Raw genomic sequence first — 23,856 nt, 5'->3', positions numbered from 1 at the left:
ATTGGGAAACGAGCGGGTGCGCATAACGTTTGTTTTGCCTGTGGCGAATTTGAGTGGCGGGACTCGGGTCGTCGCGATCTACGCGCGTGAGCTAACACGAATGGGGCACTCGGTGCGCGTGGTGTGTCCGCCACCTCAGCCAATTCCGTTGCAGCAGAAGCTAAAACGATGGGCAAAGGGATACGGCTGGGTCGCAGAGGCTGACCGCCAGCGGTCTCACTTGGTCGCGAGTGGCGTCGACTGGCAAGTCCTAGAGCAATGGCGGCCTGTCGTTGATGATGATGTTCCCGACGCAGATGTAGTTGTTGCTACATGGTGGGAGACGGCGGAATGGGTGAATGCGCTCAGCGCAAGGAAAGGCGCGAAAGTGTATTTCATTCAGCACCATGAGATATTCGATCACCTTCCGCAGGCGCGTTGCCGTGCGACCTACCTCCTCCCTTTTCATAAGATCGTCGTTGCGGGCTGGCTTAAGGAAGTCATGAATACCGAGTATGACGACGTCGACGTAGATTTGGTTCCCAATAGCGTGGATAAATCCCAATTCTTCGCTGAGGTCCGGTCCAAACAGGATGTACCGACGATCGGGCTTCTCTACTCACCAGTCGATTTTAAGGGCGTTGCCACGGCCCTGGCCGCAATCGAATCTGCCAAAGCAAAGATTCCCAATCTTCGTATACTGTCATTCGGAGCGCATCGCCCGACTCGAAAGCTTCCGCTGAGTCAAGGAGCGGAGTATTTTTTCTCACCTCCGCAAGATCGGATTCGTGACATATACAGCCGCTGTGATGTTTGGATAACGGCCAGCAAGAGCGAGGGGTTCAACCTCCCCGCAATGGAGGCAATGGCGTGTCGCACTCCAGTCGTTTCGACTCGGACTGGCTGGCCGGCTGAGGCCATCGTATCGGGTTGGAATGGGTGGCTTACGGAAATTGATGATGTTGCTGAACTATCGAATGGGATTGCTTGGATCCTCGGAACTGGAAAAGACGAATGGCGTCGGTTGTCCCGCAACGCATTCGCGACCGTAGCCGAGACCTCTTGGCAGGCCAGCGCAAAGCTTTTCGAAGAGAGTTTAGAACACGCTACTGAGAGGGCTTATCGTGGAGAGATCGCAGGCCTCATTGATTCGACCGATCTCCAAGCTATGAAGTCATCAGATAGGGTCGAGTAATTGGACGAATCCTGCGTGTATGCAAGCAGGCGAACTCGTCAGGGTAAGGCTCTGGTCAGCCCTCTAACTGAGTAAGTTTTCTAATGGTCCCAACTTCTAGTCTCATCAGTCGAGCCAAACGCCTTTTGGCAATAGTGGGACTCTATTTTCTTCGAACGTCCGGAGTATATTCTGGATACTGGGATGTTTGGAGATCGGATTTGTTTGATCTTGCTGAGACGAAGGGACTTCATATCCTTCCGGTTCATTACTACACCCCGATTCCAACCGCGGCGGATCTCAAAAGGCGGCGGCAAAGTAGCATGACAGGCGTGCCGCTCAATCTCGAAACGGGTATCTCGTGTGCTGTAGGGCTGATCCAGCGCCGACGGGACGGTATCGTCTCTCTTTGCTCCGGCTCGCGAGGGTATCGCGCGGACAACGACAGCTTTGCGCCTCTGGATGCTGCGGTCCTTTATAGTATCATTTGCGAAGCGAAACCAAAACGTATCGTAGAGATTGGCTCCGGAATGAGCACGCTAGCAATGTTAGCCGCGATCGAGGATGCGCGACTCGAAGTTGATCTTACTTGCATAGAGCCATATCTGCCCGACTATCTTCAAACGAGACGCAACGTCGTCAACCGAGTGATTGAAAAGCCGCTGCAAGAGGTCCCTCTCGATATTTTTTTGGCTCTGGAAGCCGGAGACATCCTGTTCATCGATTCGACCCACGTCGTTCGCTTTGATAGTGACGTTGTTTATGAAATATTGGAGATACTCCCTCGACTTCAACCGGGAGTTTTGGTGCATGTACACGATATTTTCTTCCCTTATGACTACCCAGAAAAGTGGCTTAAACAACACAGGTTTTTTTGGACAGAACAGTATTTGCTTCAGGCGTTTTTATCCATGAATCCACACTTCGAAATCCAAATTCCTCTTCACGCCATAAAGAAAAAGGTGATCGAACAGTCTCAGATCATTATCCCGGAGACCAAAACCGAAGTGACATCTCTCTGGTTGGTGCGTAAGTAAGCGAGCATCGTACTACCCCTGGCGCGGCCGGAGCGATTTTGCTGTTGGCCATTATTGGCTGTGATCTCTTAGGGCATCGGCGAGACTTTGGCCTATTAGCTTCGAACCCCTCTCGGTAAAATGACCATAATCATACTGAACAGGATCTTCCTCTGTGGTCGATGTCTGACACTCGTGCTGCTTCGAACATAGTATATCGATGGGAGAGAAGTACTCGCCGCCTGCCTCGCGAACAAGCGTCCTCATGAGTCCGTCGAGCACAAATCGATCCTGCCTCTGTCGACTGTCAATCAGGCCCGGATTCGAATGCAGCCGGGACATCGCCAGCAATTGCGGAAGCGGGATTTGATATTCGGGTGGAGGTCCCACGACGGTGGTGCGGATGCCCCGTTCGCTTGTCCATTTAAGCGTTGCCGCCAGATCAGGCAGGTCTGCGTCGCTCCAGCGAGCGGAGAGGATCACCCTTTCGATCCGGGTATTCGGAACAATCTCCCCGAAAATCTGCTCTATCATTTGTCTGCAAACCGTCGATGCGATGGGTGACGCTTGAATCGTTGGTCGGCAGTTCGATGCAGTCACCTGCAAGACCTTATCTTCCGGAAGCGATTCCGCGAGGCCGTACCACAGGTGGGCCGCAAAACTGTCACCGATCAGTAAGACGTTCTTCCGTCCATCCCGGGCAGGCGAAAAGCATTCTTTCTCCAAGGGAAGCGAAAGAGTCGACATGCTTATGAAGCACTTGCCCTCGCGGAACTGCGCCCTCGGATTGTAATCGAGGAAGGAAGCTATGTTGGAAATCTCGGAGTTAAAGCGGCCCGGCATGCCGCGAGTCAAGGTGAACGCTCCGCCAATCAAGCCGAGAACTGCCGTGGCTGCGACAGTCGCGGAAAGAACATGCGCGAATGACCACTTCGTAGCGCGCAGCGGTTGTTCGACGAATAGATAGGAAAGAGCAGCTAGCAGAAACGTCAAGAAGATAAGCGCGCCGACATCGTACCACGCAAGTTCCTCTGTCAACCGCACTTGGCGTGCCAAAACCAGCAGGGGCCAATGCCAGAGATACAACGAATACGACAGCTTTCCGACGAAAACGACGGGTGGCAGAGACAGAACGTCGCAGATTTTCGTTTTGATTTGGTCGCCCGAGGAAATGATTAGCGCCGTCCCCAGGCAGGGTATGACGGCGGCAAAACCCGGGAAAACGGTCGTTCTGTCGAACAAGAACACTGACCCGACGATCAGGATCGCTCCGGCGCCGGCACAAACTTCGCTTAAAACGCGCTTGGTTGACCAGGGCCAATTTCGTGTGCCGATGAGCACTCCCAATCCGAGCTCCCAAAAGCGCGTCGGCAGCATGTAGAAGGCAAATGTCGCATGATCTTTTACAAGGAGGACATTAGCGGCAAAGGAGCCGGCAGCGAGAATCCAGATCCAAGTTTCGATCCTACGCGCGGTCATTCGGTACAGCACCGTCAGGAGGAGCGGGAGAACAAGATAGAACTGCTCCTCGACCGCTAGAGACCAAGTGTGCAGCAATGGCTTGGATTCAGAAACGGGTGCGAAGTAGTTCGACGTCAGCCAAAAATAGATGTTCGACGCGGACGCGAGCACGGAAATCAAGCTGTGGCCGTAGTGATACAGCATCGTGGGTAGCAAAACGAAGCAACAGGCAATGCTGACTGCAAAGACCATTGCGAACAGCGCGGGAAGAATACGCTTGAACCGGCGCCGGTAGAAGTTGGAAAAAGTGAATTCGCCAGCGCGCAATTCGGCAAGTATCATCGTCCCGATCAGATAGCCGGAGATGACGAAGAATACATCCACCCCCACGTATCCACCGCTGATCCGGGCGGCGCCGAAGTGGAACGCGATTACTGGCACGACGGCGAGCGTGCGCAGTCCATCAATTTCGGAACGGTATCTCAATCGGACGCCCCACCGCACTGAAATTCCGTAATGATGGCTTCGCCCCTGTTTTGGTTGTCCATCTTCCGTGCATAGGCTGCTGCTAGCGGGCGGAGGAAGCCAAGCCGCCCGCTCACTCTGCGCGGTATCATCCAGCGATATCGCAGATATTGACCGATGGATGCCTCAACAATGTGAGGAATGGATTCCGTCTTCTGCTTGCTGACGGTCAGGCCTGCAAGCGTGCCGGCTCGAGCCATGCTGGCGGGCGAGAACTGCATGAGATGGTACGGAAGATCGGTGCTGTGCCACAGGCCGTTCAACGCGCGGCAAATCGGGTATGCTGCGTTCGGAACGGATATCCAGATCGTTCCTTCATCGGCGAGCAGCGCCTTCATCGTCCGCAGTGTGGCGACCGGGTCGGGCAAGTGTTCGACCACGTGGTTCGCCGTGATGATGTCGTACTTCGCTCCTGGGTTCGCCGCTGCGAATTGCTCCAGCGTACCGCAGAATACGTTCAAGCCCTGCTTCTGAGCCACTGAAGCGGCGTATTTGCTGGGCTCTACCCCCTGTTCGATCGAGCCGAGCTTCTTTGCAAGGCGCAGAAACGATCCCGCGCCGCAGCCGAGATCGAGAAGACGTTTCGCGGTCGGAAGAGGGATGTGACGAAGCTGTCCTGTCTTGCGCGCCTCGCGCAACGCGCTCTCGTCGTCTTCCAGCTCATTGGTTCTTTTGTACGGTGCGTAGTTTGTGTTGTAGTAGGGCTGCAATTCCTCCCACGACGGTTGCGGGTTCATGAACCCATGACCGCAGGCGAGGCAGTACGACACTGCCCAGGTTCTGCTGTCGCTACCGCGCGTCGTGGGCGCGGAGTAGGCCGGCTGAATTTCTGGGCTCCGACAGACGGGACATTCGGTAAGCTGGCGCATCAATTCTCCTGAACTAAGGTCGGGCTGCCTGACGCTCATGGAACAGCGTTGAATAACTCGCAAGCGTGCTCTGGCCCGTCAGCGCATTCAGCGCCCGGTCAATCGCCGCCGGCATGCTGAAGCTGCGATCTATGAATTGATCTGCCGCTCCTGCGCATGCCGCCTGGAGAGCATCGTGGGTCTCGGGTGAGTTGATGAGACGCAAGATCGCCTCAACGAATGCACCAACATCGTTCGTCGGCACCTGAAGCGACGCCGGACCAATGACGTCCAGGGAATTCGTCGCATCGCTTGCAACTGCAGGCAGTCTAGCCATCATCGCTTCGGCGCACACCGCGGGCACTCCTTCGCAGAAGTCGCTTCGGGTAGGGACCACCATCGCATGCGATTGCGCATAAACCGAGAGCAGCTCCGTCCGGTTTAGCCGACCGTGCACCCGGATGCTGCTCGCGAGCCCTTGTTCCGAAACGAGCTTGTTGAACTCATTCAGGGAAGGTCCATCGCCGCAAACCTCGATGGTGACCGGCACCGGACTTTGCCGAGTGAGCGATCCGCCAATCGTCACGAGATCCAGAAGCCCTTTGTTGCGTTCTGCCCGGCCCACGAAGCAGAGCCTGAAAGGGCCGCCGCGATAGGGCTGCGCGTGAGTGAAGCCATTGTCCCGGAACTGACAGCGATACTGAAAAAAGGGAATTCGGCCGCGCGCCTGCGTGGCAACCTGGCGCTCGCATTCTGGCGAAACGCCAATCGCGGCCGAGGCGCCATAGGCAAAGAACAGCGCGTCGAGCCCGAGGAGCAGGCGGCTCGCTGTCCCAGTCGGGCGATATCCCCGCGGCCACAGCGTGTTGTGCAAATTTGGAACGACCTGGATACCGAACAGACGAAATAGCCAAAGGCAGAAATAGTGTGTCGTCCCTGAATCGATCACGGCGACGTCGGCACGAAAGCGCACCGCGCGCCAGCAGAGATAGACGGCATACAATAATTGGGAGACGTGGAAAGCGACACCCGCGGACTCGCGCAGCGGTTTTGGCCGGTTCTCCAGAGTCAAAACTCCGTCCACCAGAACATCCGATCGCGGATTTGCTGAAATGGCCAGAGTGGGAAAGTTGCGTTCCTTACAATAGGCAACAAGCTGTTCGGAGTATGCAATGCTGGTCGAATTAACTGCCTCACCTGCCGCCGCCCGCCGCCGCGCAGACACGACGTCGCCCGGACCAAGTGTAACAAACAGGCGGAACGTTCGGCTCATTCCAGCGCCTCCCGCCACGAGATGAGCGCCTCGTCAACTCCTGATTTAACCAGACTGTCACGTGAGCCCACCGGCTTCCAGTCGAGATCGCGCATGGCACCCGTTGCATCGAACACCGCAGCTTGCCGTCGAGAGTCCCAGTCGCGGTAGCTTGGTACACGAATCCGGTCGGGGTGGCCGACCGCGGACTTGACCAGCCATTTCGCAAGGTCGGCGAGGTAGAGTTTCCAGGTCGGCTGATAGCGTATCTCGAGCTTTAGCCCTGACGCGCTCTCCAGGGCGGCAAGATACTCGCGCGCACTGAGTAGAGGCGTATCGCTGAGATTGTAACATCGTCCATCGATCCCAGGAACTTCGATCATCCTGACCAGCGCCGAGGCGACGTCCTGGACGAGCACGAAGGGAAGCGGATGTCGACCTTCTCCCCAGACTTCGCAGATGTGGTCGGAAAAGCGGCCCACGCCCCAATGGAAGGGCGTGCCGCCCTTTCCAATCACGATTGCCGGTCGCGCAATAACCAGCGGTAATTTGCGCTCGCGGTGCATGTCCATCAGGAGCTTTTCTGATGCGGCCTTTGCCCGCGAATAGTAGTCGCGCGATTCAATATTCGGATCGAGGGAAGTGGACTCGGTGATCGCGCCGGCGCCGCTGCCCGTGTAGAACGACGAAATGGTGCCGGTGTAGACCAGGCGCTTGACTCCGGCCGCGAGAGACGCCTCTCCGACAAGCCGTGCGGGCTCGATATCCTTGCTGACGTAGTCATCCCAGGTCCGCCCCGCCGCATGCGCAAGATGATATACGAAATCTATTCCCGACATAGCGCCGGCGAGATCCTCGCCTCGACGCACGTCGCCGCGCACGATCTCCAGACGATCGGAGGCGAGCTCCTCGAGCGATGCTGTCGATCCACGAACCATCGCTCGTACCGCGTATCCGCGCGCCAGCAGGTGCTGCACCAGCTCCCGGCCAATGAAGCCGGCGGCTCCGAGCACCAGCACGGTCGGTCGCGCCGCCAAAACCGGAGGCATACTCGTTGCGGGAGGAGCCGGGTCGGGCAGGGCGGCAGCTCTGACGACATCATCGCAGCAGGCCATCACAGCGCGCCCGGACGCAGCCGAAATCCGGGGATCCAGCGGGAGACCTGCTCGAACCGAATGGTAAAAGCTGTGTGTGCTGTCAACGATCGAGTTTTGATAGGGACTTCCGCGCTTGCGCAGCTTGAGCTTGCCGAAGATGTAGTCGCCGAGCGTTCGTCGCGCCTGTGAACTCAGTTGCCGCGCTATACGGTTGGTTCTCGTAAAACGATCGATATCCGGGTCAAGCGGGGTGCGTTGATCGATCACGCAGGTGTTGGCGTCGAGATCGAGCGTCGCAGTCCCGAACAATCCCCTGACGAAGATGGTCCGCTGGGGAAATCCCGGCCCGAAATTGACGTTCATGGCGATCGCAGTCTTCTGCGCCGTTCCGAGCACGCGCCAGCGACGGTAAATCTGCGCTCCCTTTGGCAGAATCGCCATGCGGTCCGCCTTGACAGCGAGATCGTCCGGCCCGCCCACGAGATCCAGCAATATCGAGAGCAGATGCGGTCCTGTCTCGATCATCAAGTTGGCTGGTTTGCGCAGCATCCACGTATCGAAAGGCCCAAAGCGGATCTGAGGCAACTCGAAAAGATAATGAAAGGTGATCTGGTCGATCGGACCAAGCGCTCCGGAGCGTACAGCCTCCCGAAATCTTGTGTAGGAAGACAAGAACATGAAGTTGTGACTGACCGCGAGCTGGCGATCACACCGCGCAGCGAGCGCGATCAGGTCGTCCGCTTCTGCCGCGCTGGTGCACATCGGCTTTTCCACGAAAACGTGGAGCCGGGCTTCAAGGGCCTTCTTCGCGAGCGAGTAATGTAGGTCTGGCGGTACCAGCAGGTGAACGCAATCGAGCTCGGCACCTGCAATCATCTGTTCGATAGACTCGAAGATCAACGGGACGTTCCACGCAGCGGCCAGGGATTTTGCGTTTTCGCGATTTGAATCGCAGATTGCCGCAAGCGCCACCCCGTCGGTCGAGTTGATCGCGTGCGCGTGAAACTCAGCGATGTAGCCAGCGCCGACGATCCCAACGCGCAGAGGCCTCGCCGCCTGCTGCGTTTGTTTCGTAGCTACAGAGCCGGCGCTCACGATATTCGTTTCCGTTCCAGATGCTTGCGTCCGCGGGATCGACTGCAGTTCCGCGGAGGTGTGGGAAGAGGTAGTCTTGGCCATTCAGACACTCACTTTATGCTCGATGATCGTCGGCGCCCGTCTCCACACAAGATCGCGCAAGAAACGCAACTGTCCGACGGCCTCGGGAAAGCGCGACAGTAATTGAAAAAATGCAAGTATGAGGTTCTCACTGAGGGGGCCAGTTCCAAGCAGGGTCAATCGAAGGAACTGGGCCGGATAGATCAGCAGCACGATGTTTCCAAACGACCCGATGAGCGCAACGCCGATGAGCCACGCGAGAGGGATGGCTATTCCCCAAATCAAGGTTCGTCGACGTTCCCAGGAGAAGTGCCGTTCGGGAGGCCGGCCGTGCAGCCAGGCACCCTGCGCGAAGGCATATCCGGCCCTCACGCTTCGGGTCCACCATTGGCGGAAGTGCAGCATGGCCGCATCGTGCACCGCCATTTCGTCAGCGAGACGCCAAATTCGCCACTTCGCGGCGCGTAGACGAACACAAAGCTCATCTTCCTCCGCGGCAATGACGTCTTCGCGGTATCCTCCGACTTCAGCCAGAGCCGCGACGCGCATCATCACGTTCCCGGCGCAGGCTCGGATTTCGCCGGTCGGCCGATCCCATTCGCGTTGGCACATCCAGTTGTAGACTGACTGATCGGGGTATCGCTCACGGAGATGGCCGCACACAGCGGCAACATCGGGCCTGTTCGACAGAAATTCGGCGGCCATCGCGCACCACGATGGATCAAGCTCGCAATCGCCATCGACGAACTGGACGACCGCGACGTCGGGACGGATTTGTCTGAGCCGCCTGAAGCCGGCGTTTCGTGCCCGTGCCGCAGTAAAGGGAATGGAGAGATCCAGTTCGACGACCTCAATACCGCGAGCGCGCGCTAGCTGAACCGAACCGTCTGTGGAGCCGGAATCGACGTACACCACCGTCGAAGCGCCCGCCAGAGAAGAAAGGCAAGCGCGTAGGCGTTCGCCCTCATTTCGTCCGATCACGACCGCGCCGATTACAACCATCCGATCAGTCGAGCTTTCAACCATTGAGCTGTCTATCTGTTGCATTGGCAGCACCGCTCAGCGGGTCGGCCTGGAGGCCCAATCGGTGGCCACCAATATGCGAATTGTGCTCGCGGCATGCGCAAGCGCCAACCCTGCCTGCTGCAAATCCTTCCACTTGAGGATCCGTCGGATTGCCGTTGCACCGTCAGCAAGAAAAGTGAGAAGCGTCGAGGCGAGGACGCCCGGCAATCCATAGTGCTTGCGGAAGTAGAGCAATTCACTTTCGATCTGGAGCGAGGAAATTTGTCGATAGGCGTCGATAGGTTTCCCGTCAGCCTTTGCGCTCTCTCCACCCAGGTGAACCACGGTGGTGTACGGGAAGAAAATCACATCCCAACCTGCCTGGTGCACGCGCCGACAGTGATCCACTTCTTCGGAATACAAGAAGAAACGTGGGTCGAACAACCCGACCTGGTCGATGACCTCGCGCCTGATCAGGTAGTAACATCCAGGGACCCAGTCGCAGGCGCGAACCGTTGCATGGTCCCAGCCCATGTCATCAATCATTCGCGTGTGAGGAAACAGACGTTCCAAACCGGTGCGTCGAAGGAAAAGGTTCCAGGGGGTCGGGAAGTACCGGCAACAGGGCTGTAGGGATCCATCTTCAGTGACCAGCTTGACCCCCAGCACGCCGCACTTTGGATGTGCATCCATGAAACGCACCGTTTGAGCCAGCGTATCCGCTTCTACGAAAGCATCGGTATTCAGCAGTAGGACATGGCGTCCCCGCGCACGGCTGAGCGCAAGATTGTTGGCTCTGGCGAAGCCGAGGTTGACCTCGCTTCGAACAAGTTCGACTTCTGGATAGCGAGTCGATATCAGGTCGACGGAGCCGTCCTTCGAGTTGTTGTCGACTACGATGATCTGCAGGCGAAGTTGATCGGCTCCGGCCACGAGGCTGGCCATCATGCGGTCAATCAGGTGCTCGGTGTTGTAGTTCACCACCAAGACACTGACGTCCGGAAGAGGGGTGGAAAGAAGTTCCAAAGGAGCGACGCCTCAAATACGAAAATTATCGCTCTTTTTCTTACGTTCCGTTCTCAATTGCAACGACGAACCAAGCCGCATCGCGCTGGAATAGACATTTACCTTATCGAGCGAATTCCGGTTTTATGTTTTAGTTGGCCCGGTTATCGGTTATTTCTTGATCCCTCCCGCTGCAGGGTGCCCATGTCCAACGAATTCGCCTCCCAGTCCAAGTCTTATCTCGCTCGTTCCGAGATCCACACACAGTGGCAGAACGATTATTTGAATGCTGATATGGACCGGTTCTATGATCTCGCTTTTGCGGAGATTTTGCGCCGATTGAAGCCTCAACCTCAGGACAAGCTTCTCGATGCCGGTTGCGGATATTGTTATCACACCGAGCGGCTCGCGCGCGGCGGCTGCGCCATTACGTCGGTCGACTTCTCGGAGGCGGCGTTGGCGATCGCCAGCAAGACCATTAGTCGGGCGGGGCTCGATCATCAGGTCAAGCTTCAGCAAGCCGATCTGACCCGCCTCGTCTTTGAGAATGACTTCTTTGATTTTGTGGTGAGCTGGGGTGTTATCATGCATATCCCGGAGATGGAAAAGGCACTCGCCGAGCTCGCCCGCGTGCTCAAGCCAGGAGGAGTTCTAGTGCTCTGCGAGAACAACCTCTATTCTTTGGACGTTCAAATCAGGGAACGGGTCGTTGGCTGGATCAAGAAATTGGTCGGCCGGAAGATGCCCCACATTGAAATGACCCCCCGAGGCAGCGAGGCGTGGTTCACTGAAGACGGCGGAGGACTTATGGTCAGAAAAACGAATATGGAATTTCTGACGCGCTTCCTGCAGGAGAAAGGCCTTCGTCTGGAGGCCCGCATTGCGGGGCAGTTTTCCGAGGCGTACACGAATGTGCCGGTCCGCTTGCTCAAGAAACCGCTATTCAGGTTGAACGAGTTTTATTTTCAACACATGCCATGGCCGGCCCTCGCAATGGGCAATATTTTGTTTTTCAGAAAAGATTGAAGATCCAAACTTGGCTTCGTGCAGTCACCAATGTACGGAAGGAACCCAGCAACAGCCCTGTCCCATCCGTTAATCACGTGAATTAATTAGATTTTACCGATTAAGTCTGGCATGATACGTGGTATCGTCGTTCAAAATACTCTTATTGCTCGCGTTGTAGGCGTGGGCACAATTTAAATTCGCGAGGCTTTTGTGTTGAATAGCTTGCGAACACTCCGCCTGGAGTATTCGGCCGGCGAAGAGGAGTTGGCACCCACTCCCATCGCTGAGCCTGACGATCTTGCGCGAGATGTCTACGGTTTCCTCGGGGTTCCGGTGGACGCGATTGATTTCCCTGATCTGCTTAAGAGGATAACCGACGCTGCCGAGTGCAGCAGGCCTTCCCTGATCTCGACTCCCAATGTGAATTTTCTCATCAAGAGTCAGTGCAACGCAGCATTTCGCGAGAGCATTCTGGCAAGCGACCTTTGTTTGGTCGACGGCATGCCGCTAATCTGGATCGCCAAGGCCTTAGGCATCCCGATCAGAGAGAGGGTGGCTGGCAGCGACTTATTCGGGCGGCTGAAAGCGAGGACGGGGCCGCGACTTCGGGTTTTCCTTTTCGGCGGCAGTGAGGATCTCGTCGTCAAAGTCGGCGAAAAACTCAATTTTACCAACAGTGGCATGGAATGCGTTGGCGCCCTTAATCCGGGGTTCGGGACCATCGAGGAGATGAGCTCGCCTGAGATTATTGAAACGATCAACGCCAGTGGAGCTGACCTGTTGGCCGTCTTCCTTGGCGCGGAGAAGGCTCAGGCTTGGCTGATGCACAACCACCAGAGCTTGCGACCACCCATTCGCGCCCAGTTCGGCGCCACTATTAATTTCGAGGCTGGAACCGTCAGGCGGGCTCCGCCGCTGCTGAGGAGCACCGGGTTCGAGTGGCTTTGGCGGATCAAGGAGGAGCCATACCTTTGGCGCCGCTATGTGAGGGATGGAGCCACGCTTCTTGGATTGCTGGTAACGTCTGTTTTGCCCACGATGGTTCAATTGCGCCAAGTAGCGCTAGATGCTCCGTTTTCGGTGAGTGTAGACGAGGGGCCATCTTCTGTTACCCTCAAGCTTGCCGGAGCCGCCATCGAAGCAAACGTGGGGAGCGCCGTTGAACATTTCCGCGCTATGCTGAGCACCGAGAAGGATCTTAGGGTCGATTTGACCGGGGCAAAGATCATCGATGCCCGATTCTTCGGGTTGTTCCTAATGCTGCGCAAGGCGATGATGCGACGGCACCGTTCGCTGCAGTTCACGGGCGTGCCACCAAGGGTTCGACGCCTATTTAGGTTAAGCCGCTTCGAATATCTCTTGCCGGCTGATATATGATAGCCGTGCGTCTGCGGCACTGACCGCACGTTCAAATATCCCGAGTTTCATCATGATCAAGCTCCGCCACCGCTTTCTCTCTAGCGCCGCAGTCTGCGCGTTCCTCACCGTGTTCCTCAGCGGCTGTGGGGCGCCCGAACAGCAGGCCCAGAACTACTACGAGCGGGGCATGGCGCTCATCGAAAAGAAAGACGACCTCGGCGCCCGTTTGGAACTGCTCAAAGCAGTCAAGTACAAGAGCGACAAGGTTGAGGTTTGGCGTGCTCTGGCCGGGATCGATGAACGGACTAAGGCCAGCTCATTGTTTCTGGATTTGCGTAGGATCGTCGAACTCGATCCGAATGACCTTGATGCGCGGCTGAAGCTTGCTCGGATTATGCTCGCTGGAGGAGCAATCGAAGGTGCGCAGCGGGTGGTCGACGCCGCCAATGAGGGTGAGAAGCCAAACGCGGAACTTCACGCTTTGAGAGGGCTGATCCTTCTTAGAGCAAAGGAAAACTCGAGCGCTGTAAAGGAGGCGCAAAGGGCGTTCGAAATTGATCCGAAGAATGCCGACGCTCTTTTGCTGCTCGCTTCCAAGAAGATGTCCGATGGCGACGCTGACGGCGCGTTGAAACTCCTGGACTCCATACCTGAATCCCCCTCGGGCGACGCACTCCGTATTTCGCTGTTGAGGGCGGACATTCTCGCTCGACGAGGCGACCTGCCGAAGGCAGAAGTCATCATTCGAAAGATTTATGCCGACCATCCTCAGGAGGAGGTATATCGTTCTCAGCTCATTCAGCTGTTGATCGCCGAGCGCAAATTCGACGATGCGGAGAAAGAGCTGCGGGCCAAGACCCAGGCGCTTCCGAATGATAGCAAGGTCGGGCTCGACCTGGTCCGCTTTCTGACCGCATACAGGGGGCCGGACGCCGGCCGCGCGGAACTCGATGCGCGCATTAAAGGGACCAGCGACAATTTCGACTACCGCATAGCTCTGGCCGAGCTTGATTTTGCCCAAAAGCGCTTCAGCGACGCGACGAGGAGTTTGAGAAATCTCGCGGACAATGCTGACAGTTCGGCTAGGAAAATCGCTGCAGAGCTGAAGCTCGCAGAAATGACTGCCGCGCAAGGAGATCAGCAGGGGACCCAGGCACTCGTCGCCGATATTCTCTCGAAAGACAAGCGCAACGGTGGCGCACTACGCCTGCGTGCCGCCATGAACGTAGACAAGGGCCAGATCGACGCTGCGATTGCAGATCTTCGCGAAGCACTGAATGATCAACCGAAGTCTCCGGAGCTTCTGATGCTCCTGGGCCTTGCCTACGAGCGAGGCGGAAAGAATGAGCTAGCTGATCGGCAGTATGCCGACGCGCTGAAAGCCTCGAATCTTAATCCAAACGTAGCTCTGCGATATGTCGCTTACCTGCAGAAAAGAAGCGATGCTGCGCGGGCAGAGGACGTCCTCGTTCAGGTGAGCAACCGCAATCCGAATAACCTTCAGGTCTTGTCGTCGCTGGCTCAAGTGCGACTGAGCCGTCAGAACTGGGCCGGGGCGCTTTCTGTTGCCGATTCCTTGCCGCGCAGCAAGGAAGGACAAGTGCTGGCAGCTGAGATCAAGGCCGCTGCTCTCGAGGGACAAAACAAAGATGATGGGAGCATTGCCGCGCTGGAAGAGGCGCACAAGCTCGCGCCCGAGGCCGCCCAACCGGTAGTCGCGCTCGCTTCTGCCTACATTCGCAAGGGGCGTGCCGACCAGGCAACCGCCTTGTTGCAGGATATGCATCAGCGGTTTCCGGACAATGCCATGCTCCTGGTGCTGCTCGGGCAGGCGAAGCTAGCCCAGAAGAAGGATGATGAGGCCATCGCTGCCTTCAACGAGGCCATGACAAAGCAACCGAAGGATGTGGCTGGCTACACAGCGCTGAATGAATACTATATGCGGAGCAAGAACTACGCCGCTGCCGAGAAGGTGCTGCAGTCGGGACTGAAAGAAATGCCTAAAGAGCTGAACCTGCGCCTTTCGCTCGGCAGTCTCCAGATTTTGAAAGGCAATACCGAAGGCGCAATGGCTGAGTATGAAGCGATACTCAAGGAGCAACCCTCGTCGCAGGTCGCGGCCAATAACCTCGTCAGCTTGATTCTCGACAATCGTTCTGACAAGGAAAGCCTCGATCGTGCGTTCTCGCTATCTGAGATACTCAAGAATTCCAGCCTGCCACAAATCCAGGACACTTGGGGGTGGGCTCGTTACAAACAGGGCGATCTGAAGGGTGCAATCTCTGCCCTGGAGACCGCAGCCGCCAAGAGCCCGAATCTGGCTGCCGTTCAATATCATCTCGGAATGAGCTACGCAGCTGCAGGAGAACCGGACAAGGCGGGGATCGCGCTTAAGAAGGCATTTGATCTAGAACCGGACGGCACACCACTAAAGGAACGTATTCGTTCGGCGATGAAGTCTAGCGGTTAGTAGCTCCCGGACGGTAGCAGCACGTAGTTGTGCGTGAAAACAAAGAGCAGGCTGTGCGAATCCGCTGGGCCTGTTCCTGAAACGGTCGGAATGCCTGTCAGCGGTTCGATCGTCGTCGGTCCCGTGCTGGCAAAGCGGTGTTGGTAGCGATACGTGAATTGGCCAAGCCATTCGCGCGTAAAGTTGTAGCTGTAAGTGGCTGACGCAGATGCGTAGTCTGTGGTTGTCGTAGATATCTGCCTGTTACCGCTAGCCGAAAGCGACAGGCTCGAGTGGCTGTTGATCGTGTAGATGAGGTTCGCGCTCAGCGAATCTCGTTTGAAGAGCGATCCCACTATGCTTGGTCCGACCGACTGACTCGCGAGGAATGTCAGTGTCGTGTCTTTCATCATCTTGTAGGTAAGAACCGCGTCACCAATCCAATCCAGAACCGAACTAGAAACCGCGCCGGTTGCTCCGGCGCCCCCGAAGGGCGAGGTAGACACGCCATTCTCGGTCACGAGGTAGGCCGGACCGACATTCGCCCGAAAAGACAGAAGCGGCGAAAGTGTTGCGTCCACGCCGACCTGTTCGCGGTAGATCTGGACGCGCGAGTTGAAAGCATTGTCGTAGTCGAGTAGCTCGGCCTCTGACGAGAGGTTCACTGCCACAATGGGGCTAAAGGAGTGGCGCCAGGAGCCTCGTGCCAAGGTGTCGGTGAAGGGCAGGCCACCACTAGATGGCTCGTAGCTGGTGCGCGTCGATGTGGCAAAGAGGCTTACGAAGTCGAGGTTCGTGGGCGCGCGATCGATCCCGCCGGTCGCAGTCAAGCGATCGAGAAATCCATGAACATTGGTAGCAACACCGAGGTCATTCAAAACCGCAAGCGCGGTGCTTTGCTGACGCCAAGAGGATTCGATAAATTCGCGATCGAACTTCGTCTTTTCGCTTTGCTCGTATCGAGCCTTAAAGCCATAACTAAGGTACTCGGAAGCCAATCCTGCGACTCCGGGTCCCCAGTATTTCTTGTAGGTCCCATCTCCGTCAAAGTCGAATTTCGAGGTGGCCGTTCTGGCTTCGGCATTAGCCGTCAGAGTTGAATAGGAGCCTAGCGATCCTGCTTGATATGATTTGAGAAATTGATTGCTGTTAACTTCGACCGTTTCGCTTTCCGACGTCCTGATCGACCAGTCGAACGCGAATGCCGACGACGGCACTATGCCAAGGCATACCGAAACCGCGGCGGCAATTCTCTTCACGGCGGGTACTGCCTCTGACTAGTGTTGTTAGCGTGTGCTCAGTCGAACAATCCTCTTTCGGGAACCACGATGACATCGCCGCGCCGAAGCGTGATATTGCCTTCCAGGTCTGCGCCGGCTTCGTATGCGCGGTAGTTGAACACAAAGATCGTCTCGTCACCTCCCGGCGCGCGCCTGCGGACCTGGATGCGCTTTTTCGATGCGTAGGGTCCAAACCCGCCGGCCAAAGCAATGGCCTGCATGAGCGTGGTCGGCTGGCGCACGACGTAAGAACCAGGCCTCAAGACCTCTCCGGTGACGAAGACCTTTGGCTTTAGATCCTCTTCGGGCACCTCTTCTTTTGGAGCGTTCGCGATCGCAACGGTTACGTCCAGTGTGTCATCCTTGTAGTTCGGCTTGAGCTTGGCCTTGAGGATATTTTCCAGCGCAACGGGAGTGAGACCTCGCGCGCGGATGTGGCCGGCGAGCGGAAACGCGATCTCACCAAGCGGATCCACCACCACGGTGCGGTCAAGCTTCGGGTCCTGCAGGACGGTGATCGAGAGCGTATCTCCTGATTTGAGGGTCTGGGCGTCGGCAGCGGAAATTAGCCAACCGAAACAAAGCAACACGAGCAGGATCCGCATGTCCATCCCCCAAAACCGTTAAACAAAGCCAGCTGTCGCGATGCCATCTACCCACTGGATGGGTCGATCTCATCGAGTCGCGGCAAACCCCGAGTCTGGAAGGGAAAGTAATGCTCTTCAGCTACTTAGGGAACGGCAGGCGACTGTCTGACGGGAAAAATGCTGTACTGTTGCTTGTCTGCAATAACGTCCCGCACCAGTTGTTCGGAAATCTGATCCTGATCATTGGCGAATCCATAGACCAGCGATGTATCGCATAAGACATTGATAATACGAGGTATTCCTCCACTCGCCGACGCGATGAGCGAGCAAGCTTGCTCGTTAAAGAGCTGCCGGTGGGCACCCACGGCCTGAAGCCGAAAATTGATGTAGTTTGCAACTTCCGAGCGATCGAGTGGTCTAAGGTGGAAGTCTGAAGAGATCCGCTGCGCGAATTGGTGCAATTGCGGCATCAGCAAGAGATCACGCAACTGGGGCTGTCCCACGAGGATAAGCTGAAGGATTTGAAATTTATCCGCATTGATGTTCGACAGCATCCGGAGATGCTCCAATGCTTCCGGTTCTAGATTTTGAGCCTCATCGATAATGAGGATCGTTCTTCGCCCGCCAGCATACTGGCCGTATAGATAGTCCTGGAAGCGCTTGAAAAGATTGGCATAATCCCCATCGAACGGTTGATTTAGAGACATCAGAATCCATTGCAGGAGCTCTTGGCGCCCCTGCGGTGAATTTGAGATCAGTCCGATGGTGATTCCCGCGTTCACCTTCTTCAGAAGGTGCCGCACCAGGGTAGTCTTTCCCGAGCCGATTTCACCAGTAATCACGGTGAACCCCGCATTGTTCATGACGCCGAATTCCAGCATCGTGAACGCCATGGAGTGCATTTTGCCCCAGTAGATGAGATCCGGATCGGGAAGAATTGAGAATGGCTTCTCCCGAAGGTGATAGAATGCCTCGTACATCGATGTCCCTTGACCGCTTGCGGTCAATATAACCACAATCAGCCAAGAGTACTCCGGTCACAGGCTAGATTTTGAGAGCTATGTAAACGCGCTCTTGTAAAGGTTCAAAGGTGGGAACCCGTTAAGGAAAATTTAAATTTCCTTTCCGCAGAGCAACAATTCATAAGTTCCGTCCGAATTTGATGCTAGAATTAATCGGTGGCAGGCCTTTATCGCATTTCCAGCGTGTTGCTGCCGCATCGCTTCATTGAAGGCTTCGCTCCATGTTGCAAAAGCTCAATTTCGAGGATGATTTTCAGGCGACCGAACAGGAGGATCGAGGCCATCTCCTGCGACCCGGCTTCTACTGGAGCGTATTCAAGAGACGCTGGCCCTATTTTGTTCTTCCGTTCGTGGCGATTGCGTCGGCGGGCGTTGCGGGAGCGCTGCTCTGGCCCGCGACTTATCTGTCGGAAGGGAAGGTGCTGGTTCAGACTCAACAGATTCCATCTGATCTCGTCAGGCCGACGGTTACCAATGCCGCTCAAGAGCGCATTCAGGTCATCGAGCAGCGAACCATGACGCGCGACAATCTGATCGCCATCGCGGACAGATTCCAGCTTTTCCCCGAAAAGCGAACATTGATGTCTCCGACCGAGCTCGTCGAGCTTATGAGGAAGAGTACGAAGATCGAGCCAGTCGATCTTCACCTGGATTTCAAGCAGCGAACCCGCGCCGCGCTAGAAAACCCAACCATCGTGTTTTCGGTTGGGTTTTTATACAACGATCCTGCTGTGGCCACGCGTGTGGCCAATGAACTGATGACGCGCATCCTCAACGAGGATTTGCGCGACCGTACAAGTCGCGCAACTGACACCACGAAATTCCTGGAGCGCGAAGTCCAGCGTCTTCAGACCGAAAACGTCGCCCTCGACGCCAAAATCGCGCAGCTAAAACTCGTGCAGCAAGCAAGGCCGTCTTCGTTGGCTTCCGGTCCCGACGCCCCCGCGGGGACGCTTGGGCAGCTCAAGGCTGAGCTAATCCAGAAAGGTGCACTCTACTCGGAGCGCCATCCTGCCATTCAGTCGCTGAAGCGCCAGATCGAGGCGATGGAAAAGGCGGCAACAACGCCTGCGGCCCCAGTGGCGGGCGGCAGCACCACTGCCGCGAGTAGCGGCAATGATCCTACGGCTGTCGCGGCAAGCCTGGAGGCCCTTACTGCCCAGCAGGACGGCCTGCAAAAGAATCTAGAGACGGCAACCGCCAAACTTATGGCAGCGCGCCTTGGCGAGAATCTTGAAAAGGATCAGCAGTCCGAAAAGCTCGAGGTGATTGAACAGCCAACGGTGCCGCAGGAGCCCGTCAAGCCCAATCGTCCGAAGGTTGCCGCCCTTGCTCTCGCTCTCGCGTTCGCGGCGGGTGCCGGCTTGACATTTCTGATGGAGTTTTCCGACAAGGCGATTCGTCGCAGCTCGGATATGTTGTCTGTTGTCGAGTTTCCGCTCATCATTTCGATCCCGTACATTACAACGGTCACAGAGACACGCCGCCACCGGCGGCGCATTATAGTTGCCTCCGTCATGGTCATTGCAGCGGTGGTCGGCCTGGCAGCGATCGCATATTCCGTCTTGCCGCCCCTCGATCTCATGTTTGCCAAGGCCCGTGTTGGCCTGTTCCGCCTTTAGGAGTTCGCAAGTGGATTCGATCAAGCACGCAGTCGAGTTGGCCCGGTCAGCTGAACATGGCGCTCGAGTTGTCGATGGCCACTCCGTTGTGCCGCATGGCAACGCTCCCAATGCGCTCCGGGAGATCCGACTTAATCCCGCTCATCTCGAGAAAAATCGTATTGTTGCGCACGGAGGCATTTCGGGACAACCTGGCCGCTACTACGATATGCTCAGAACGCAAGTTCTGCAGGAGATGGACAAGAAGGGATGGCAGTTCCTCGCAGTCACATCTCCGACGCCAGGATGCGGCAAGACGGTGACGGCTTGTAATCTCGCCTTGAGCATCGCGAGACTTCCTGAGCGCTCGGTGTTTCTTGTCGACCTTGACCTGCGTAAGCCTACGCTTGCGACATATTTAGGTTTCAAGCCCGAGCATGGCGTCACCGATGTGCTTGAGGGGCCGGGGGCTCTGTCGTCGGCTGTCGTGGAAACCGCGATTGGCCCAACCAAGATGCTCGTTTTGCCGGGATCGACAACATCTCACAACTCATCGGAATGGATGGCCTCGCAGACTATGGCGACGCTGCTCGAGCGGATCAAACGAGATTTCAGATCCCGGACGGTGATCTTCGACTTGCCACCGATGCTGCTCGGCGATGATGTCATTTCCATCCTGCCCCGTATGGATGCGGTTCTCTTGATTGCGGCTGTCGGAAGCACCTCGGTTACGGACATCAAGGAGTGCCAAAAGCACCTGCAGCGAACGCCCGTCGTCCGCGTGGTAGTCAACAAAACCGCCGTGGCGGCCGAGGGTTATTACGGCTACGGATATTATTAGAAACATATCGTCTGTCGAGGCGCGCGGACACTCGATGGAAGTCCATCCGAGCAGTCAGACCCTGCTCAAACGCCTAGCCGATTGCGGCGGGCAGCGCGCACCGCCAGGTTGAACCCAACCTACTTGGATCGGGAGCTGTCACCACTTGCGGTGAACGTTGCGCCTGAAAAGGTAGATCAGCCCTGTTCAAATCGGGATTTTCTGAACTGGGACGGCCTCGGCATGCTTGTTGCGGCACCGACGATGATTGTAACGCTGCCGGCGGTCTGCAAAACTTGCAGAAACAACTGTTAATCCCCTTGACTTTTTGGCAAGTCCCTTTTTACTATGTGTGTTTTTATTTTAAATAAACTATTAACAGTGGAGGAAGCAATGCAATTCAATCTACTGTTTAAGAGGGCCCTCCCGCTCCCCGTTGCGATTGGCTTGATATGCTACAGCTGCGGGGCGCAAGCGGCATCTTATAACGTTGACGTCTTCACCGGCTACGGATTCTCTAACCCATTCGGCGGATCGACATTCGTGGGTGGTGGGACCCCGAGCCCCGATACCGGCTTCGTAGAGGTCAGAAATAATGGTTCCACGACGTTCGTTGGTACCATCAGTACCACCGCCGTTTCCAATTTCGGGGGAGATTTATCCAGCACTTTCCTCGGACTCACATTGGCTGCAGGTCAGGCTGTAAGTTTCGCAATTGGCAACGAATCGAGCAACGTTGGCGGATTTAACGGCCCTTTTAATACCGTGCCGCAAACCGGCGTCATTATTACCCTCAACGGACTGTTCAATGGACAATCAGCTTTGTTGAGCGTCGCCGATTCAAACATCCACTCTGGCGTATTTGCGACGAATCCGTTCGGGGTCTCGCTCGACAACTACGTCTTACAAGGTGGCGATCCCTTTGGCAGGGATACCGGAGACAATTTCGAGGTTGCCCAAGCCCAGGGACATTTCAACTTCTCTTCGGTGGGCGCGGTGCCCGAACCCTCCACATGGGCGATGATGATCCTCGGCTTCTTCGGGCTCGGTTTCCTAGCGTATCGTCGCAAGGACCAGCTCACGCTCGGCGCCGTCTAGTCACATCAGGGTTTCGAGACAGCGAGACCGCCTTCGGGCGGTCTCTTTGTTTGCGCCAGCACTTCCGGACATGCGTTTGGTGGGCGCTGTGACAATTGCACGGACTACGCTTAGACCTTAATCAAATCAATTTAACAATTTAAATTCTGGAAATGAATAAACGCTTTTGGGGCGGGGCAAGTTCACTGGTCGGATCGATTACCGAAGTGATCTGGACCAATTAGACCTCCAACTCTGTCTGAATAGCTTTTTCCCAATTGGGAATGAGCTTTGAGGTCAGAATGGCATCTAGGCGGCTCCCGTACTCAGCTGCTGGGCAGCCGAACCTCAGCGTGGACGTCGCCGCTCAATCTGACGCTGATGTGCTCAAGGTAATGTTGATTGCCTGTTTGGAGTGTGGTTGGCAGGAAACCAGGTCAACGCGCCAAAGCTGGTTTCTACGGTCGACATGATGTTCTGCGCTTCGAAATCACGTTCTGGCCGCCGAGGCGCAACATTGGCGCGATCAAGGCCACGCCGGTCATGATCTTCGTTGAGATTTGTCGAGATGCTCAACCGAAATCGCCTCCTTTGCAGGAGGCTCGATTTCGGTGAAACAAAAAGGCCGCCTCGCGGCGGCCTTTCTAAATCGTCCTGCAAGAGATCAGGCAAAGCGGAAGCTGGTCCCGCTTCTCCTGCGATATGCAGCGAAGCCGACGCCCATGAAACCAAGCAGCATCATCGCCCACGTGGATGCTTCAGGAACCGCGGGAGCGGGGCCCTGCACCGACAGGTCATCGAAGAAGTTGAAAGCCGGGTCGTTTCGGCTGGCGATCACGAATGAATCAGTGCCGTGACCGATGAAAAAGCCGCTGAACGGTGTCCAGCCGAAGGAGGGAACTGACGGCGGACCCAAGGTCAAGCTGGCGGTGCCGCCCACGTTGATCCCTATGTCGGCCGGGGTGCCGCCGTTGCTGAAAGCCCAACCCGAGAAGGTGTACAGCGCACCAACGATATCATTGAAGGTCTGCGTCAGGACGCCATCGCTGCCGATCGGGCCGCTGAAGTAAGAGAAACTACCGCTATGGACAGGGCTGCTGCCCACACCGGTGAAACCGCCATTCCCCGTCAAGGTCCAGCCGGGGGCGAGAGCGCCGCTTTCAAAGCCGCCATTTTGGAGCAGCTCAACCGCCTTCGCGGAAGTACCGAGGCCAATCGACATGACTGCCGCTGTGCCGACCGCAATTAATGTTTGACGTATATTCATTTGATCTAAACTCCTCTGCGCGGGTTTTACCAATTATTTACTACCATTCAACCGTGGGGGATTCAAGGGCTCTCGATTTTTTTATTAGAGGAGCCAAAAGCCTAAAATCCAAGCATCAGACTGGCGATTTATTGCCTACAAGTGCGGGACTTGGAGGCCCGCTATGATAGGAGGAAGACGCCGCTTCTGACCAAATTGCCCCGCCTTTCCGAGTGAAATTTAATGGATATTAAATAGTGTTTCTTGGCGCCCGCTGTGGGCGACCTGCAATATTGCTGTCTTAAGGTCTTGGTTTTCCAGCCCATTCCGGCGGAATTACCCTCTTGGGTGGCGGAAGCCGCAGCCCTTGTTCGGGCACTATCACATGAGGGTCACACACTTCTCTAGCCCGTTTGGCGACTATCGCGGTCTCACTCCCGCTTGGCGACTTGTTGAGCACAATCCTCGACCTTCCTGAGGCTTTAGGGCTTTTCCGGACTTTGTCGTTCAACACCGAGTAATGGCGCGTACGGGCCGCCACCTCACCTTGAATGGCTGATTCCATGGCAAGCAGCCCCCTGACTTCGGCCGATTCAGAAATACCCATTCCTCGTCGTAGGCGGCCGGGCTTTTCAGAAACACCGGACGCATGCGAGGGCGCCCAAGCGCAGATACCGAGTTCGTGAGCCATCGGCTGTGCGATGATGATCCTGGGCTTCTTCAAGCTTCAAGCCCCGATTGTTGGGGTATCGTCGCACGGACCAGATCACACTCGCTGCCGCAAGGTCGCAGCCTCGTAGCGACCACGCGAAACTGCCTTCGGGTCCTGTTTCGGCCAGAACTCCGACAATCTGTTAGCATCACAGCATCGCCTGGCACCGGAAGCT

The 23,856-nt window shown here is 56.3% G+C and carries 18 protein-coding genes and 1 pseudogene; 8 read left to right on the top strand and 11 right to left on the bottom strand.

The window, feature by feature from the left end:
- Positions 1 to 16: 16 nt before the first annotated feature.
- Complete coding sequence (locus XI06_RS15010) at positions 17 to 1,174, top strand: glycosyltransferase family 4 protein (protein WP_333909334.1); 1,158 nt, start codon at positions 17 to 19, stop codon at positions 1,172 to 1,174.
- A 200-nt stretch (positions 1,175 to 1,374) separates the two neighbouring features.
- Entirely contained in the window at positions 1,375 to 2,190 is an 816-nt protein-coding gene (locus tag XI06_RS15005) for a class I SAM-dependent methyltransferase (protein WP_271605732.1), read from the top strand.
- Between the two features lie 51 nt (positions 2,191 to 2,241).
- On the opposite strand, the gene XI06_RS15000 is transcribed toward XI06_RS15005, so the two are convergent.
- From XI06_RS15000 to XI06_RS14975, 6 genes are all read right to left on the bottom strand, one after another.
- Positions 2,242 to 4,116, bottom strand: coding sequence for an acyltransferase family protein (locus XI06_RS15000; RefSeq protein WP_271605731.1), 1,875 nt, complete (start codon positions 4,114 to 4,116; stop codon positions 2,242 to 2,244).
- Positions 4,113 to 4,892: a class I SAM-dependent methyltransferase gene (locus XI06_RS14995; RefSeq protein WP_271605730.1), complete on the bottom strand. Its 780-nt coding sequence runs from the start codon at positions 4,890 to 4,892 to the stop codon at positions 4,113 to 4,115. Before XI06_RS14995 ends, XI06_RS15000 begins: the two co-directional genes overlap by 4 nt.
- Before the next feature lie 145 nt (positions 4,893 to 5,037).
- Positions 5,038 to 6,276 carry a glycosyltransferase gene (locus XI06_RS14990; protein ID WP_271605729.1) on the bottom strand — a complete coding sequence of 413 codons (1,239 nt, stop codon included), beginning with the start codon at positions 6,274 to 6,276 and terminating at the stop codon, positions 5,038 to 5,040.
- Positions 6,273 to 8,531, bottom strand: a complete 2,259-nt coding sequence (locus XI06_RS14985) for an NAD-dependent epimerase/dehydratase family protein (RefSeq protein WP_271605728.1) — start codon at positions 8,529 to 8,531, stop codon at positions 6,273 to 6,275. The genes XI06_RS14990 and XI06_RS14985 overlap by 4 nt, the downstream gene beginning before the upstream one ends.
- Positions 8,532 to 9,557 (bottom strand): glycosyltransferase, encoded by a 1,026-nt coding sequence (locus XI06_RS14980; protein ID WP_271605727.1) that lies wholly within the window; start codon positions 9,555 to 9,557, stop codon positions 8,532 to 8,534.
- Positions 9,558 to 9,569: 12 nt separating this feature from the next.
- Complete coding sequence (locus XI06_RS14975; protein ID WP_271605726.1) at positions 9,570 to 10,541, bottom strand: glycosyltransferase family 2 protein; 972 nt, start codon at positions 10,539 to 10,541, stop codon at positions 9,570 to 9,572.
- A 183-nt stretch (positions 10,542 to 10,724) separates the two neighbouring features.
- Here XI06_RS14975 and XI06_RS14970 point away from each other — a divergent pair, with 183 nt between their 5' ends.
- The 3 genes from XI06_RS14970 to XI06_RS14960 all read left to right on the top strand — a co-directional run bounded on the left by XI06_RS14970 (position 10,725) and on the right by XI06_RS14960 (position 15,357).
- Positions 10,725 to 11,546, top strand: coding sequence for a class I SAM-dependent methyltransferase (locus XI06_RS14970; protein ID WP_271605725.1), 822 nt, complete (start codon positions 10,725 to 10,727; stop codon positions 11,544 to 11,546).
- A gap of 192 nt (positions 11,547 to 11,738) precedes the next feature.
- Positions 11,739 to 12,905, top strand: coding sequence for a WecB/TagA/CpsF family glycosyltransferase (locus tag XI06_RS14965; RefSeq protein WP_271605724.1), 1,167 nt, complete (start codon positions 11,739 to 11,741; stop codon positions 12,903 to 12,905).
- Between the two features lie 52 nt (positions 12,906 to 12,957).
- Positions 12,958 to 15,357 carry a tetratricopeptide repeat protein gene (locus XI06_RS14960; protein WP_271605723.1) on the top strand — a complete coding sequence of 800 codons (2,400 nt, stop codon included), beginning with the start codon at positions 12,958 to 12,960 and terminating at the stop codon, positions 15,355 to 15,357.
- Here XI06_RS14960 and XI06_RS14955 read toward each other — a convergent pair.
- From XI06_RS14955 to XI06_RS14945, 3 genes are all read right to left on the bottom strand, one after another.
- Positions 15,354 to 16,595 carry a hypothetical protein gene (locus XI06_RS14955; protein WP_271605722.1) on the bottom strand — a complete coding sequence of 414 codons (1,242 nt, stop codon included), beginning with the start codon at positions 16,593 to 16,595 and terminating at the stop codon, positions 15,354 to 15,356. The genes XI06_RS14960 and XI06_RS14955 overlap by 4 nt on opposite strands.
- 38 nt (positions 16,596 to 16,633) lie before the next feature.
- Positions 16,634 to 17,221, bottom strand: coding sequence for a polysaccharide biosynthesis/export family protein (locus tag XI06_RS14950; RefSeq protein ID WP_271605721.1), 588 nt, complete (start codon positions 17,219 to 17,221; stop codon positions 16,634 to 16,636).
- A 125-nt stretch (positions 17,222 to 17,346) separates the two neighbouring features.
- On the bottom strand, positions 17,347 to 18,183 hold the full coding sequence (locus tag XI06_RS14945) for an ExeA family protein (protein ID WP_271605720.1): 837 nt from the start codon (positions 18,181 to 18,183) through the stop codon (positions 17,347 to 17,349).
- 263 nt (positions 18,184 to 18,446) lie between these two features.
- Here XI06_RS14945 and XI06_RS14940 point away from each other — a divergent pair, with 263 nt between their 5' ends.
- From XI06_RS14940 to XI06_RS14930, 3 genes are all read left to right on the top strand, one after another.
- Entirely contained in the window at positions 18,447 to 19,847 is a 1,401-nt protein-coding gene (locus tag XI06_RS14940) for a GumC family protein (protein WP_271605719.1), read from the top strand.
- A gap of 10 nt (positions 19,848 to 19,857) precedes the next feature.
- Positions 19,858 to 20,667 (top strand): CpsD/CapB family tyrosine-protein kinase, encoded by an 810-nt coding sequence (locus tag XI06_RS14935; RefSeq protein ID WP_271605718.1) that lies wholly within the window; start codon positions 19,858 to 19,860, stop codon positions 20,665 to 20,667.
- A gap of 372 nt (positions 20,668 to 21,039) precedes the next feature.
- Complete coding sequence (locus tag XI06_RS14930) at positions 21,040 to 21,744, top strand: PEP-CTERM sorting domain-containing protein (protein WP_271605717.1); 705 nt, start codon at positions 21,040 to 21,042, stop codon at positions 21,742 to 21,744.
- Between the two features lie 366 nt (positions 21,745 to 22,110).
- Here the strand turns inward: XI06_RS14930 and XI06_RS14925 are convergent, their stop codons facing one another.
- Together XI06_RS14925 and XI06_RS43800 are read right to left on the bottom strand one after the other, a co-directional pair.
- Entirely contained in the window at positions 22,111 to 22,299 is a 189-nt protein-coding gene (locus tag XI06_RS14925; protein ID WP_271605716.1) for a hypothetical protein, read from the bottom strand.
- Positions 22,300 to 22,387: 88 nt separating this feature from the next.
- A pseudogene (locus XI06_RS43800) lies at positions 22,388 to 22,498 on the bottom strand (PEPxxWA-CTERM sorting domain-containing protein); the annotation flags it as partial.
- Positions 22,499 to 23,856: the final 1,358 nt, after the last annotated feature.

The organism is Bradyrhizobium sp. CCBAU 11434, from assembly GCF_028128895.1.
In the GTDB taxonomy this organism is placed as follows: Bacteria; Pseudomonadota; Alphaproteobacteria; order Rhizobiales; family Xanthobacteraceae; genus Bradyrhizobium; species Bradyrhizobium zhengyangense.
This window is presented reverse-complemented; position numbering and strand designations above follow the sequence as displayed.

Coding starts and splice junctions, on each gene's coding strand:
- XI06_RS14995 (WP_271605730.1), bottom strand. CDS start 4,892: ATGAACCCGCAACCGTCGTGGGAGGAATTGCAGCCCTACTACAACACA.
- XI06_RS14990 (WP_271605729.1), bottom strand. CDS start 6,276: ATGAGCCGAACGTTCCGCCTGTTTGTTACACTTGGTCCGGGCGACGTC.
- XI06_RS14985 (WP_271605728.1), bottom strand. CDS start 8,531: ATGGCCAAGACTACCTCTTCCCACACCTCCGCGGAACTGCAGTCGATC.
- XI06_RS14980 (WP_271605727.1), bottom strand. CDS start 9,557: ATGCAACAGATAGACAGCTCAATGGTTGAAAGCTCGACTGATCGGATG.
- XI06_RS14970 (WP_271605725.1), top strand. CDS start 10,725: ATGTCCAACGAATTCGCCTCCCAGTCCAAGTCTTATCTCGCTCGTTCC.
- XI06_RS14960 (WP_271605723.1), top strand. CDS start 12,958: ATGATCAAGCTCCGCCACCGCTTTCTCTCTAGCGCCGCAGTCTGCGCG.
- XI06_RS14950 (WP_271605721.1), bottom strand. CDS start 17,221: ATGCGGATCCTGCTCGTGTTGCTTTGTTTCGGTTGGCTAATTTCCGCT.
- XI06_RS14945 (WP_271605720.1), bottom strand. CDS start 18,183: ATGTACGAGGCATTCTATCACCTTCGGGAGAAGCCATTCTCAATTCTT.
- XI06_RS14940 (WP_271605719.1), top strand. CDS start 18,447: ATGTTGCAAAAGCTCAATTTCGAGGATGATTTTCAGGCGACCGAACAG.
- XI06_RS14930 (WP_271605717.1), top strand. CDS start 21,040: ATGCAATTCAATCTACTGTTTAAGAGGGCCCTCCCGCTCCCCGTTGCG.